This is a genomic window from Fenollaria timonensis (assembly GCF_001457835.1).
Lineage (GTDB): Bacteria > Bacillota > Clostridia > Tissierellales > Peptoniphilaceae > Fenollaria > Fenollaria timonensis.
On record NZ_LN898230.1, the window covers coordinates 172,337 to 187,529 of the forward strand.

Sequence of the window (15,193 nt, forward strand, 5' to 3'; positions counted from 1 at the left end):
AATATCAGCCACATCCTATCAGGAGGGCTGATACACAAAACTTTTCACACTACCCTACCGGAGAACTGATACACCAGATCCTTACTTATATAATTCATTATAAATATACTTATCAGTATTCTTTCTTAATTGAGTCAATTCATTTATCAAGATATTCTCGTTGGCGTAGTCATCCATAAGAATATCTTTTTTATTTTTGTATTCATCATATAATTTTGACAACTCTTTTATACTTGGATTTTTATATTGACACTTTTCTAAAGCATTTATTGCTTTTTCATATGCGATAATTTGAGGCTTATATTCACTATAAAAATCTTTATCATTTGGATTTTCTTTATAGGTTTTATAGATAACCTTATTCATTTTTATAGTGTTAATATCTTCAATAGCTGCGTAAATTTCGCTCATAACTTTTTCAACATCTTTAATCTTATTTAGGATTTCTTGCCTATTAACAGCCTCTTCTTGGAGTTTAGTTTCCAAATCCATACTAGATGATAGACCGTATTTTCTAAGCTGATTTAAGGTCTTCGCCATAGTATTCATATTATGTTTTCTAGCCCATATTTCATAACCTTTAGAAGATTTAACCTTTTCATTACTTTCTATGTCTATTATATTATCAAATTTCTTATAAGATTTTTTATCATAACAAATTTTGTTATTTTTGTAATTTTCATTTACCTTATTTTCAATTCTCTCTTTTATTTTCTCTTTTGTATAATCTTTTCCAAGAGTATTTTCCCTCGCACGAATGAATCGCCCTTTTTCTCCTTGTTTTTTATGTCTGAAAGAAAGATATTTTCCAAGTTTAATTTCATAGCCATATTCTTCCATAAGCTTTAAGAAATTCTCATAGCTATTTGCTTTATTAATAGTATGATCAATAGCGATTTGAAGTTTATGTTTCCAGGATTTTCCTTTCTTAAATTCAATATATTCTTTGTAGGATTTACCATTGGTTTTATACTTTTCCTTAAATTTTACATAATCTTCATCTATAACTGATAGCTTATACTTTCTACATAAATTATCACTATAATTTCTAATTTGGTGATAAGTTTTTTTGTTACTTTGATATGCTTTACCAGTCTCAAAAGAAACATTATTAAATAGTATATGGTTGTGAATATGTCCCTTATCTATATGGGTAGTAAGAACATATTCATACTTTCCTTTTAAGATTTTTTCGCATAGTTCTATTCCTATTTGATGAGCCTCTTCAGCAGTAGTTTCTCCGGGGAAAAAAGATTGAATTAAATGTCTTGCCAAAACTTTTGCTTTAGAATTACATTCTATTTTTGTTTGTTCAAATTCTAAATGAGCAGTTATAGGGTTACAGTTTAGGGAGGAAATTAGAATTTTTCCATCTGTTTTATCACTATTCATAATATAATCAAGTGCTATTTTTAAAGTGGATTTTATAGGATGAATTTTAGTAATTGCCATTATTTTTTCTCAGTATTTATGCTATTAGAATTAGTAAGAGAGTATATTTTTTTACGCATAGAGAAAATATCTTTCGCTTGATTTTCTAATAAGCTTTTTAAATCTTCTACATCATCTTTATATATAATTGATGTAGTATTTATCCTTTTAGCAATTTGATTTATATTATTTGAAGTACGACTTATATTTGTTGACATTTCACGAAAGACATCCATATCTAATACATAAATATCTTTTTCTAAAATACATTTCATAATAAATTGTCTAAGAGTTTTACACTTAGATGCTTTATATTTTTCATTTAGCAATTCTAACTCCTCATCAGATAACATTAAATAGATTCCGTTATTCCTAAATCTACTTGTCATAATTTAACCTCCTCGTATATTATAGTTGTAGTAATAAAATACTACATTTTGTTCTCAATCCCTCTTTCTTATGGGATAATAATTGTATATATAGAGCTCGTAGTAAACCTCATTGAAGTTCGTCTACCTAATAAATTTATTAATAGAAATAAAAAAGAAAAACCTGTAAATTCAAGTAGGATTACTTGACTTACAGGTTTAATTTATTCTATATATTTCGTCTGGAAATCTCCTGATTTAATTTTTATTGCTTATATTTTATCATTTTTTGAGACAATATTCAAGTTTACGTTGAAGCTATTATAAGCGTTTGTTGCTGAATTTAATTATTATAAATTTAGGGGTTTGGGGATATTCCCCAACAAGTAAAATGGAAAAAATAAGCGATATGATCGTAGTATTCTTATTTCATTTTTAGTAAGTGCATATGCACTTACTGTGCTTGCTCATATACTAATAGTATAAGAACAGCTTTAAGCATAGTTCTTAAAAATGAACCTAATCATCTATGATAAAATTATAGATATTAGGGATGAAATGGATTGTTTTATGTGCTTGGTCTATTAGAGTTATAAGCGTTAAGTGTTTATTAAATTTTATTAAGTTACCGCATATATTGAAGTTAATAAACAATATATGACAAATCTAGAGGAATATTCTAAAAATTACTTTTAAATAGGGATTTTTATAAGTATAATGAGATAGTATAAAAATTAAGGAAATCATTTTTTAAGTTCTTTAATTTCGTATTTACTAAATTTGGATGTAATTATTTTTATTTTTAAGGGAGGGGTAATCCATTCTACACAGAGAATTTGCAGAGGAAAATTATTTAGAAGCTATATATATTTTATCTTTGGGAAAAGATGAAGTAAGAAACATGGATCTTGCTAATTACTTAGAGTATAAAAGACCTACTGTTACAAGAATGTTAAAAAAACTTGAAAATAAAGGGCTGATTATTTATGGTGAAGATAAAATAATTCGTTTAACAGAGGAGTCAAAAACATTTTGCAAAAAAATGTATACAAGGCATAAATATTTGACGGATGTATTTATAAGACTTGGAATAGATGCAGAAAAAGCTGAAAATGAAGCTTGTCTTATAGAGCATGTTATTTCTGATGAAACTTTTGAAAAATTAAAAAAACATTTCGATTCCAATTTATAGTAAATAGCATAGATGGCTCGCATAATGAGATATCTATGCTATTTTTATCTTTAAAATTATTTTTTCAAAAGCATCTTAAAGCTATTGATAAAAGCTATCAAATAGTATATAATAATTTTGAGTTAGCCGATACTAACAGAAAACAAATAAAAAGGTGAATTTATGTCAAAAAACTTTGAAATACTAAATAAAGAAATTAATGAAAATAATATAATAGCAAATCTTTTTATATTTCCATTTGCAGGTGGTGGAGTGTCTGCCTTTAGAAAATGGAAAGATGAGTTTGAAGATATAAAATTATTTGTTGCCCAGTATCCAGGAAGAGAAAACAGGTTTTCTGAAAAGGCTATAAGTGACATTAACATCTTAGTGGATAGTTTATTTGAAGACATGAAAGAAAATTTTGATTTTAGAAAACCTTATCATTTATTTGGACACAGTATGGGAACAAAAATAGTCTATGAATTAGCATTAAGAATTAAAAATTCGGATTACATAAATCCAAGAGGAATAATTATATCAGGAGGGCGTGCTCCATTATATAAAGAACCTCATCCAATTTATCATCTTGACGATGACGGATTTATAGAAGGCTTAAGAAGATATGAAGGAACACCAAAAGAAATTTTAGACAATAAGGATTTAATTTCTATTTTCTTGCCAACACTTAGGGCAGATTTTGTAATAGATGAAGACTATCAAGACACAAAATTTGAGAAATTAGAATCACCTATACTAGGTCTTATGGGAGATAAAGATCAAGAAATGACTTTAGATGAACTTATAAAATGGCAAGATTATACCACAAAAGAATTCACTTATAGATATATCGATGGCAAGCATATGTTTGTCAATACATCTCCTGAAAGTGTCATTAAAGAGATAAAAGAGTTTATAAAAGTAAATGAAAATTGAAGAATATGAGATAAGAAATACTAAAGATTTTCTTACTTTAGAAAATTTAAAAGCTAAATTATCTAATAATGATTTAATACTAATTAAGGCTTATACAGACAAATTATTAGAAGAAAAATTACTTTCTTATTTAACTGAAGAGGAGATAATAAAATCAAAGGATTATAAATCAGAAATAGCAAAAATTAATTATCTAGTATCAAGGGCAATACTTAATTTATCCCTAAAAGGTTTACTAGAAAAAGGAATTAATGATTTAATAGTCAAACGAGATAAAAACAATAAGCCTTACCTAGAAAACACTATAGGATTAAAGTTTAACATCTCACACACTGAAGGATTAGTCTTGTTAGCTTTTTCTAAAAGAGAAGTAGGAATAGATGTTGAAAAAATAAATTTTAAATTTGAGTTTAAAGATATATTAGAAAACTGTTTTACTAGAGATGAAATTATAAATATAGATAACAATATAATAAGTTTCCATAGATATTGGACTGCAAAAGAAGCCTATCTTAAATGTGATGGTATTGGTCTTATAAGAAATTTAAAAGAGATTGAAATAATTTCTTTTGAAAATGAATTTATAAAAATTAATGATAGTAAAAGGAATACAATAAGCAGATTAAAGTCATTGAACCATGACGACAAATATGTCGGCGCAATATGCTTGGAGGAGAATTAATGAACATTGAATTAAAAGAAAAATTGGAAAAATTTTATGATGAACAAGTATGGCCGCATATGACTTTAGGAGAATTTATTGAAGATTGTGCTAAAAAATATAGGGATAAGATTGCCTTAGTAGATGGAGTCGTTGAACTTTCATATCAAGAATTAAATAGAAAAGCTTGCCATTATGCCAATGGTTTATTGAAAGCTGGATTTAAAAAGGGGGATAGAATCGTTCTTCAACTTCCTAATTGTCACGAATTTGTTATTATCCTTTTTGCCATGTTTAAGATTGGTGTGATTCCAGTATTATCACTTCCAGCTCATAGGAAAAATGAAATAAAGGGAATATTAGAAAAATCAGGGGCAAAAGCATATATAGCTAAGGATAAATATCTTGGCTTTTCATATGTTGATATGATAAGAGAAGTAAGAGAAGAATTAAATATAGATTTTGAAGTTTATATTCTTGGAGATAATCAAGGATATAAAAATTTTTACAAACTCAATGATAAAGATTATTCATCTCAGTATATAGATATTGATTATAAAGAGATGGCTCTACTCATGCTATCGAGTGGAACAACGGGAAGTCCTAAAATGATACCAATGAAACATTGCGAATTAATTTGTTCGGCTATAGCAATAGGAAGTGCCCTAAATTATTCAGATGCTACAATATACTTGATGGCATTATCTCTATCTCATAAATTTGTTTTATCTTATCCAGGGATAATAGGAGTATTTTATCATGGAGCTAAGTGTGTAATATCTATGACACCAAGTCCTGACGAAATAATTTACAATATAGAAGAGCATAATATTAGTACAATGGCTTTAGTTCCAGCTTTAGCAAGTTTATGTATGGATTTTTTAGAGTTCGAAAAAATTAATATTTCATCTTTAAAAATTATACAAGTAGGTGGATCAGTTTTAGAATATAACAAAGCATTTGAAATCGAAAAGAGTTTTGGGTGTATTATTTCACAATTATATGGAATGACTGAAGGACTAGTTATGTGTACGAGATTTGATGATAACATGGACACCAGGCTTAATACTCAGGGCAAACCTGTATCTATTGGTGATAGTGTAAAAATAGTAGATGAGTTTGGAGAAGAAGTAAATACTGGTGATTATGGTGAATTATTAATAAGGGGGCCGTATACAATGTATGAGTATTACGGTGGAATGAATGATGTTAATAACTCTATATTAGACAAAGAATTATACTTTAGAACTGGAGATAGAGCTAGAAAGTTATCAAACGAAAACTATCAAATAGCTGGTAGGGTTAAAGAAATGATAATTAAAGGCGGAGAAAAAATTATTCCTTCTGAATTAGAAAACCTATTGCTAAAGAATAAAAAGATATCAGAAGTTCAAGTAGTCGGAGTTCCTGATGAAATATTAGGAGAAAAAATTTGCGTATGTATACTAGAAAAAGACAAAAATTTGATGTTCTCTGAAATCATTCAAACACTTAAAGAAACTGGTATAGCAGAATTTAAGATTCCAGATTGTATGAAGATAATTGATAATTGGCCGCTAACTGCTACGGGAAAAATAGATAGAAAAAGGCTAATAGAGAATTATGGAAATTAGAATATTTGAGAGGAGAAGAAAGAATGCCTGATTTATACGATTTATTAAATGAAATTAAAATTCAAGTTAAAAGTTATATAAATAAAGATGATATAAAAAATCATGATAATTTAATAGAGTTGGGAATAACTTCAGTAAATGTTATGGGAATAATAAGTAAATTAAGAAGGCACAATATTAATGTATCGTTTTCTAAATTAATGGAAAAGCCATGTTTTGCTGAATGGGAAGTTGCAATAAAAAATGCTCGTAAATTAAATAATCCAAATAATTCTAATAAAAAAGTCATAGGAAACAAACTGTTTGAATTAACTGATATTCAGTATGCTTATCTTGTAGGTGGTCATGATAATCAAATACAAGGAGGAGTAGGTTGCCACGCCTATATTGAAATAGATGGAAAAGAAATAGATTGTAAAAGATTGAATGATGCATGGAATAAACTTCAATATAGACATCCAATGCTTAGAGCAAGGTTCACAGAGGATGGAAAACAAGAAATATTAGATAAACCTTTTGGCGAAGAAATTGAAGTTTTTGATTTATCTAATTTAGATGAAGAAGATACCAAAATTAGACTAGATGAAATACGAGAAAATTTATCTCATAGAAAACTCAGAGTAAAAATGGGAGAAGTCGCAGGATTAAAACTTGCAAATCTATCACAGAATAGAAATAAAATTTTCTTTGATTTAGATTTACTTGTTGCCGATGTCATGAGTATGAGTATTCTTTTGAAAGAATTAGGAGAATCGTATTTAGGAAAAGAATTAGACAATCTAAACAATTATACCTTTAAAGACTATATAAACAATCTTGAAGTAGACTCTGAAATCTATAAAAAAGACCAACAGTTTTGGAAAGAAAAAATAGACTCATTTGAGATAGAAAGACCTAATTTACCATTAAAGAAAGCTCCTGAACAAATTAAAGAAACGAGATTTACTAGAAGGAAACGAGTTATTGAAAAAGATAAATGGAGCAAAATAAAAGAGCTTGCAGCAAGCTATAAATCTACACCATCAATGGTTTTATTAACTGCGCATGCTTTAATTCTAGAAAGATGGACTAACCAAGATAAGTTTTTTATAAACTTACCATTATTTAATAGAGATCTTTCAAACGAAAACTTGAAAGATATGGTGGCAGACTTTACAAATATCTTATTAGTAGAGCATGAAAGAAAAAATGATGCTTCTTTCCTAGAAACTTTGAATAGAGTAAGCAAAACCTTTATAGACAATGTTAGTCATTCATCTTATAGTGGAGTACAAGTTCAAAGGGATATATCAAAATCACAGGGTACAAGCCTTAATGTAGCACCTGTAGTTTTTGCGTGCAACATAGACTATCCACTAGAAACTGAAATTTCAAGGAAAGCTTTGGGCAAAATTACATATATGGTATCACAAACTCCGGGAGTATGGTTAGATTTCCAATCATATATAAAAGATGGAGATTTAGTATTATGCTGGGATAGTGTAGATGAACTTTTCCCTGAAAAAATGTTAGATGATATGTTAAATTCTTTAGAAAAACAACTTTTAAGACTAGCAGAAAAAGAAAATTGGGAAAGCAAATTTGATGTGCTATCAGAAAATCAAAAACTAGCAAGAGAAAAAGAGCTTCAATCAATTCTTCCATTAAACTTTCCTGATGAGAGATTATATGATGGATTTTTAAAAAATGTAAAAGAAAATCCAGAAAAAATTGCAATTATAGATTCAGAAACTAAAGAAGAAATATCCTATATGGACTTATATGAAAAATCCTTAAATATAGCGGGATATTTAAAGGAAAATGGAATAAAAAAGGGAGAATATGTAGGCATTACTCTCCCGAGATCAAGCAAGCAAATTTATGCTATATTTGGAATACTCTTTGCTGGAGCAGCATATGTTGCTATTGGAATAAATCAACCTAGTGAAAGGCGAAGTAAAATATACGAACAAATAGGTATAAAGTTTGTAATCAGTGACAATAAAACAATAGAAGATTGCAAACTAGATACGAGAGAAGTTTCTTTAATTGATTTAGACAAGACTATAGATAAATTCTTAAGTCTTGATAAGCCTATAGAAGTAAGTTCTTTTGACTCAGCCTATATAATAATGACATCAGGTACTACAGGAGTGCCAAAGGGTGTTGAGATCATGCACACAAGTGCCATTAATACTATTAATGATTTAAATAAAAAATATTCTATTAATTCAAATGATACGTTACTTATGGTGTCAGCAATAGACTTTGACTTATCAGTATATGATATTTTTGGAATACTTGGCACAGGTGGAACTTTAATAACAACTAATGAAGATAATTATCGTAATCCTGATGAATGGATTAGAATTATTGAAAAATATAAGGTAAGTATATGGGACTCTGTACCTATACTTTTTGACATGCTCGTAACTATGGCAGAGGGTGAAAAGAAAAGCTTGCCACTTAGAATTGTTATGTTATCAGGAGATTGGATAGCAAAAGATCTACCAGGAAGATTTTACAAGTTAAGCGAAAAAGAAAATTCCATTGTTGTAGCTATGGGCGGGGCAACAGAAGCATCTATATGGTCAAATTATTTAAATGTGCCGAGACAAATACCTAAAGATTGGATTTCCATTCCTTATGGAAGACCACTTAAAAACCAAGTCTATAGAGTAGTAGATGAATTAGGTAGAATATGCCCTAATTATGTTAAGGGAGAACTTCTAATTGGTGGAGTTGGTGTTGCTAAATGCTACCATGGAGATGAAGAACTAACTAATAGAAAGTATTTTGAAGAAGATGGACTTAGATGGTATAGAACTGGAGATAATGGAAGATTTTGGAATGATGGTACTATTGAATTTCTTGGAAGAAAAGACACTCAAGTAAAAATTAAAGGACATAGAATTGAACTTGGTGAGGTTGAGTCTGTACTTAAAGGATTTCCTGATATCATTGATTGCTGTGCGAGCGTTATAAATTGTCATAATTCAATGAAAATTGGATTATATATTGTATGTAATAGCAATAACTTCAATATAAATAATTTAAAAGAAAGATTAGATAGAATTCTTCCAAGGTTTATGATTCCAGAGGAATATTATATTTGTAATAGCAGAAAAATTACAAAAAATGGCAAACTTGATCGAGAAGAGATTAAAAAAATAATAGTAAACGAATCGTTAAAAGTTGAAAAAGTTGTCCAAAACAACTTAAACCCCAAATTAACCGATACAGAAGTTTACTTAATAAATTTATTTAAAAATAAATTAAGTATAACAGATATAAGGGTAGAGGACAATTTTTTTAAATTGGGAGGGGATAGTTTAGCAGCAATATCTATTATTAGTGAAATAAATTCGGATTTTATGTTGAAGGAAAAGATTTCTATAAATAAGATTTTTAAATTTCCAACTATTAAACAATTATCAAAGGAAATTGACACCTTGATTCAAGATGTAGAAATCTACGAAATTTAATTATATATTGGAGGATAACATGAATATTGAAGAAAAACTGAAAAATTTAAAAATAAAAGGGATAACTGTGTGGAAAGATGGTGAAAAACTTAAGTTTAGTGCTCCTAAAGATAGTATGAATAACAAAATTTTATCTTGGCTTAAAAATAATAAGAAAGAAATTTTGGACTATTTAGACAATAAGGAAGTTTTATATTATGAAGATACAAAAAATAGATACGAAAGATTTGCATTGACAAATATACAATCATCTTATGTAATGGGTAGAAATGAGTACTTTGAGTTGGGTGGAATTGGTTGCCACGCATATATAGAAATAGAATATGATAGCATCTTAGATGTTGATAAAATAAACAAAGCATGGAATTTGGTAATAAAAAAACATGATATGCTTAGGGCTGTAGTTTTTGAAGATGGAACTCAAATTGTTCAGGAACATGTGCCAAATATTTTAGTTGAAAGTATAAAAATTGGTGATGGAGAGGTTAGTAAGTTTAGAAAAGACTTAGAATTTAAACAATATAAACTGGGGCAATGGCCGATGTGTGAAATTGCTATTACTCTAAAACCTAATGTATCAGTTATACATTTTTCATTGGATATGTTAATAGCAGATTATAATAGCATAAATATTATATTAAGTGATTTAGAATATTTTTATAAAAATCCTAACAGCTATGTCAATTTTCCAAGCAAGTATAGAGATGTATTTAAGTATCAAGAAAAAGCAATAACTAGTTCTAAAAATAAAAATCAAGATGAAGAATACTGGTCTAAAAAATTAGATGTTATTTATGAAGCTCCTAATTTACCCATACTTTCACAGAATAATGGTGTAAAAACTTTTAGCCAAAAATCAATACAACTAAATAATTTTGAATGGGATAAAATATGTGCAATTTCTAAGATAAATAATATTACCCCATCAGTTTTAATAATGTCAGTGCTAACTGAAACGATAGCATATTGGTCGACAAATAAAAAATTTAGTATAAATACTACTTTCTTTAACAGACCCCAAATAGTAGATGATATTGATTCTGTAGTAGGCGATTTTACGGATGTTAATATAACTTCTATAAATATGGATTATAGTAAGACATTTTTAGAAAGAACAAAGATTTTACAAGATGATTTATGGACTGATTTAGAACACAAAGAAGTTTCAGGTGTTGAAGTTTTGAGAAAATTGAGTAAAAAAAGAAAACAAAACATTATTATACCAGTAGTTTTTACTAGCACAATAGGGTTATCAAATAGCAACACAATACTTTCGAATAGAAAGATTATTTACAGAATAAGTCAAACTCCACAGGTATATTTAGATTGTCAAATTATGGAAGAAAATAATGGAGTTAAAATTAATTGGGATATTAGGGATGGTGTATTTAAAAAGAAAATTATTGATGATATGTTTGAATGCTTTACTAACATAATTGAAAATTTTAAATCAGATAAAAATATTTTAGATAACAAGATTGTTACTAAATTAAGTAAAAGCAGTTTAGATACAAGAAAAACAGTAAATGATACATTTGAAAGCTTTAATATAAAAAGATTAGAAGATTGTTATTTTGACTCATTGAAAGAGCATAAAAATAAAACGGCATTGATTTGCGACAACAAAGAATACACATACGAAGAGTTTAATAAATATGTATACTCAATTTTTAAAAATTTAGAAAAAAATGGAATAACTAAGGGAGATAGAGTCATTATTGATATCCCTAAAAGCGTTTGGCAAGTTGCATCTGTAATAGCAACTTTGGCTATTGGCGCTGTGTATATTCCTATTAACACTTCGCAACCAATAAAAAGAAAAGAAAGAATAATTGAAAATTCTGATGCTAAAATAATTTTATCGTTTAATAGCACAAATTTAAATGAATTTAATACAAAGATTATAGATTTGAGAGAATGCATAATTTATCAAAATGTAGAATATGAATATTGGAAAAACAAGAGAAAATCATATGATGATGAAGCTTATATAATTTTTACATCAGGGACAACTGGAGACCCAAAAGGAGTTGTGATTACACATAGAGCGGCTATTAACACTATAATTGATGTTAATAAAAAATATAAAATTAACGAAAATGATGTATTTTTAGGTCTAGCAAATCTTTCTTTTGATCTATCAGTATATGATATTTTTGGTTCATTTCTTGCGGGTGGGACTTTAGTATTACCAGACTCAAAAACATTAAAAGATCCAAATATTATATACAATCAAATGTTGTTATATAGAGTTAGCGTTTGGAATTCAGTACCAGCTCAAATGCAACTTATAACTAACTTCTTAGCTATGTCTAAGAATTTAAGGAGAAGTGAGTTTTTAAGAACTATAATACTATCAGGTGATTGGATTCCGATCGATCTTCCTGAAAAAATATATAGTGAGTTTCCTAATGCACAAGTAATAAGTATGGGAGGTGCTACTGAAGCTTCGATATGGTCTATCTATCATGTGGTTAGCAAACAAGAAACATTCCTAAATAGTGTTCCATATGGCACACCTTTAGCTAATCAAAAGTTTTATATATTAAACGAAGCAATGGAAGATTGTCCAGATTATGTTGTAGGAAGTTTGTATATATCAGGAACAGGGCTTTCTGTAGGTTACTTAAATGATGAGAAACTTAATGCTGAAAAATTCAAGACTTTAGGCAATGATGGAGAGCGAATTTATAGAACAGGAGACATTGGTTATTATTTGCCTAATGGTGACATTATTTTTTGTGGTAGAGAGGATGGAGATTCACAAATAAAAATACATGGTCATAGAATTGAGTTATCCGAAATTAAATCTGCTTTATTGGAAAACAAAGATATTGATTCAGCTGAAGTGTTTACAATTGATGTAGATAGTTTAGAAAAGAAAATTTGCGCAGCCATTTTACCAAAAAAGATAATAATCAATGATGATTTATTGGATAGAAATGAAGAGGTAAATAAATTAAAAGAGTTAGAAAATAGTATAAATGAAAATATTAAAGATGAACTTATTGAAAAATGGATTAAAGCATCTGAAAAAGTAGTTATAAGTGATATTTTGAATACATTTCAAAAATGTGGTTTCTTTATTAATAATGCAGAAAAGTACACTTTTGAAGAAATTATATATGGGATGGGAATACCTGAAAAACTACAAAAATTAACAAAAAGATGGCTTCAAGTATTAGAAAATGAAAAAATTATTAATAGAGAAAATGAACTTTATTATTTAGTAGGAGAAGTTAATTGTCTAAATTCAGACAAACAATGGGAAGAGTTCTATAAAATTGAAGAAGAATTTAATTATGGTAAAGATTTTGTTGACTATTTAAAGAAATCTAGCCAAAATTTGGTAGCGCTTATAAAAGGGGATGAAGATCCATTAAATTTATTATTTCCAAAAGGTGATATAAAGCCTGCACTAGCCTCATATAATACAAATAAAATAAATAAAATATGTAATTATTTTATAGCTAAAGAAATAGAATTTATTGTAAAAAGAAATAAAGATAAAAAAATCAAGATACTTGAAATCGGTGCGGGAGTTGGAGGGACAAGCTTAGAAGTAATACCTATACTAGATGGAGAACAAGTTGAATATTATTTTACAGACATATCTACGTTCTTTTTAAATAAAGCTAAAAGTAATTTTAAAGAATATAATTGGGTTAATTATGGTATTTTTGATATAAATCAAGTTTTTTACGAACAAAATTATGACATATCTTCATTTGACATAATATTGTGCGCTAATGTATTGCATAACTCAAAAAATATAGACTTTGTTATGAATAATATTAAAAATTTGTTAGCACCAAACGGTTCATTAATCATATTAGATGAAACTAGAATGAGTTATATGTTACTAACATCTATGGAATTTAAAGATGGATTGACAGGATTTTCGGATATTAGAAGTTTAAATGAACAAACTTTTTTTAATAGAAATCAATGGAAGGATAATTTTGAAAACCATAATGGTCAAATAATATATGAATTTCCTAAAGAAGATAGTCCACTAGATGATTTTGGACAAACTATATATGTAGTAAGATTTAAAGATTCATATAAACCAATAACAGAGAATGCAGTTATCAATGAACTTAAAAATAAATTGGTTTCTTATATGATACCTAATGATGTTAAAATAATATCTAAAATTCCTACAACAATTAATGGAAAAATTGATATTAAATCATTAAAAAAATTATTCGAAAATACCGTGAAAAATGAAAAACATGTTATAGAGGAGACAAAAACTGCAATTGAAGAAAAAATAGAAAAAATTTGGACAAGAGAACTTGGAATAACAAACTTAAGGCTAGATGATAACTTTTATTCTGTTGGTGGAGATTCTTTACTGATTGCACAAATAGTCACAAAGATATTAGAGGAAGTTCCAGAGGCTAAGGATTGGGAATGGAGTGCCTTGTTATCTGAAATGATGCAATTTCAAACGGTTAGAGAAATATCTAAAAGGATACAAGACAAGTTTGAAAAAGGGGAGGAATATCATGATTCATCACTGCTAACTATCAAGAAATCCACTATAGATAATAATAAATCGGTAGCTAAAGTTATTTTTCATGCTGGAACAGGAACTCTTTCTGCGTATACTGAAATAATTAATTATATAAAGGAAGATAGTAAAGCAAATGAAGCTGTGTTAGGATTTACTTTCGGTGATGAAGCCGAATATATTTCTATGAAAACAGAAGATACTTTTAAATTATTAGGATTAAAATACGGTAAAATCTTAAGAGATTTGAATTACTCAAAATATATATTAATAGGACATTGTGTTGGAGGTTTAATTGCATTAGAAACTGCTGAATTTTTAAATGCTAATAATAAAAAGGTTATTGATGTTACTTTGATAAGTACGACTATACCTAAAGCTCAGGAAAGAACACTATTTAGAGATATTTCACCAACAAAATATAAAAAAGCTTTGCACTCTAATTTAAAAAATGAAATTCTGTTAGAACGAACTTTTGCAAGACTAATAAATGCAGATATTTCTAACGCTGGGCATGAGATAAAGGATCATGAATTAAATGATTGCATTTATGATATGGTAATTAATGGTGATGGAGATTTGAATGTTAACTCCTTTATTCAATTGTCAAATGAATATAAATATATTGGACAACAGTTTAAAAAGTTAAAAGACACACCTTTATCTGAAAGGCTTAATAATTTATATTCAACAATAAAAAGGGAGTCTTTGAATCTTCAAGATTCAGAAATACGTATGCTTAATACGCTTTTTAACATATTCTCCCAAAATTTCGGTTGTATATCAACATATATACCTAAACAGTATTATGGAAATGTCAGAGTTTTTTATTGTGAGGAACAGGAAAAGAGTTTTTATGGAGAATTCTTTGCTGAGGATAGAGAAACTTGGGAAGAATATTTGAATGGAGAAATATTTTACGACGAAATAGTAGGGCAACATTTTGATTGCTTGAATGGAGAAAACTTAAAGAAAAACTTAAGCAGAATATTAGACTTTAATGCATATAAATAGTCTATTTAAATAATAATAT

8 protein-coding genes are annotated in these 15,193 nt (G+C 27.9%); 6 read left to right on the forward strand and 2 right to left on the reverse strand.

The genetic code is table 11. The features are described 5' to 3' along the window. Positions 1 to 81: 81 nt before the first annotated feature. Both BN3004_RS03935 and BN3004_RS03940 read right to left on the reverse strand, forming a co-directional pair. On the reverse strand, positions 82 to 1,452 hold the full coding sequence (locus BN3004_RS03935) for a relaxase/mobilization nuclease domain-containing protein (protein ID WP_058259946.1): 1,371 nt from the start codon (positions 1,450 to 1,452) through the stop codon (positions 82 to 84). Continuing rightward, positions 1,452 to 1,820, reverse strand: a complete 369-nt coding sequence (locus BN3004_RS03940; protein WP_002838925.1) for a plasmid mobilization protein — start codon at positions 1,818 to 1,820, stop codon at positions 1,452 to 1,454. Before BN3004_RS03940 ends, BN3004_RS03935 begins: the two co-directional genes overlap by 1 nt. Before the next feature lie 799 nt (positions 1,821 to 2,619). Here BN3004_RS03940 and BN3004_RS03945 point away from each other — a divergent pair. From BN3004_RS03945 to BN3004_RS03970, 6 genes are all read left to right on the forward strand, one after another. Continuing rightward, positions 2,620 to 2,991, forward strand: a complete 372-nt coding sequence (locus BN3004_RS03945; RefSeq protein WP_082244075.1) for a metal-dependent transcriptional regulator — start codon at positions 2,620 to 2,622, stop codon at positions 2,989 to 2,991. 162 nt (positions 2,992 to 3,153) lie between these two features. Beyond that, a complete protein-coding gene (locus BN3004_RS03950; protein WP_058259948.1) occupies positions 3,154 to 3,906 on the forward strand; it encodes a thioesterase II family protein in 753 nt (250 codons plus the stop codon). After that, on the forward strand, positions 3,896 to 4,588 hold the full coding sequence (locus tag BN3004_RS03955) for a 4'-phosphopantetheinyl transferase family protein (protein ID WP_058259949.1): 693 nt from the start codon (positions 3,896 to 3,898) through the stop codon (positions 4,586 to 4,588). Before BN3004_RS03950 ends, BN3004_RS03955 begins: the two co-directional genes overlap by 11 nt. After that, complete coding sequence (locus tag BN3004_RS03960) at positions 4,588 to 6,180, forward strand: AMP-binding protein (protein WP_019117152.1); 1,593 nt, start codon at positions 4,588 to 4,590, stop codon at positions 6,178 to 6,180. Before BN3004_RS03955 ends, BN3004_RS03960 begins: the two co-directional genes overlap by 1 nt. 23 nt (positions 6,181 to 6,203) lie before the next feature. After that, positions 6,204 to 9,644: a non-ribosomal peptide synthetase gene (locus BN3004_RS03965; protein WP_058259950.1), complete on the forward strand. Its 3,441-nt coding sequence runs from the start codon at positions 6,204 to 6,206 to the stop codon at positions 9,642 to 9,644. Between the two features lie 19 nt (positions 9,645 to 9,663). Then, entirely contained in the window at positions 9,664 to 15,174 is a 5,511-nt protein-coding gene (locus BN3004_RS03970) for a non-ribosomal peptide synthetase (protein ID WP_058259951.1), read from the forward strand. Positions 15,175 to 15,193: the final 19 nt, after the last annotated feature.

Excerpts from the sequence above, each read along its gene's own strand:
- BN3004_RS03950 (WP_058259948.1), top strand. The coding sequence starts at position 3,154 with ATGTCAAAAAACTTTGAAATACTAAATAAAGAAATTAATGAAAATAAT.
- BN3004_RS03935 (WP_058259946.1), bottom strand. The coding sequence starts at position 1,452 with ATGGCAATTACTAAAATTCATCCTATAAAATCCACTTTAAAAATAGCA.
- BN3004_RS03955 (WP_058259949.1), top strand. The coding sequence starts at position 3,896 with ATGAAAATTGAAGAATATGAGATAAGAAATACTAAAGATTTTCTTACT.
- BN3004_RS03965 (WP_058259950.1), top strand. The coding sequence starts at position 6,204 with ATGCCTGATTTATACGATTTATTAAATGAAATTAAAATTCAAGTTAAA.
- BN3004_RS03940 (WP_002838925.1), bottom strand. The coding sequence starts at position 1,820 with ATGACAAGTAGATTTAGGAATAACGGAATCTATTTAATGTTATCTGAT.
- BN3004_RS03960 (WP_019117152.1), top strand. The coding sequence starts at position 4,588 with ATGAACATTGAATTAAAAGAAAAATTGGAAAAATTTTATGATGAACAA.
- BN3004_RS03970 (WP_058259951.1), top strand. The coding sequence starts at position 9,664 with ATGAATATTGAAGAAAAACTGAAAAATTTAAAAATAAAAGGGATAACT.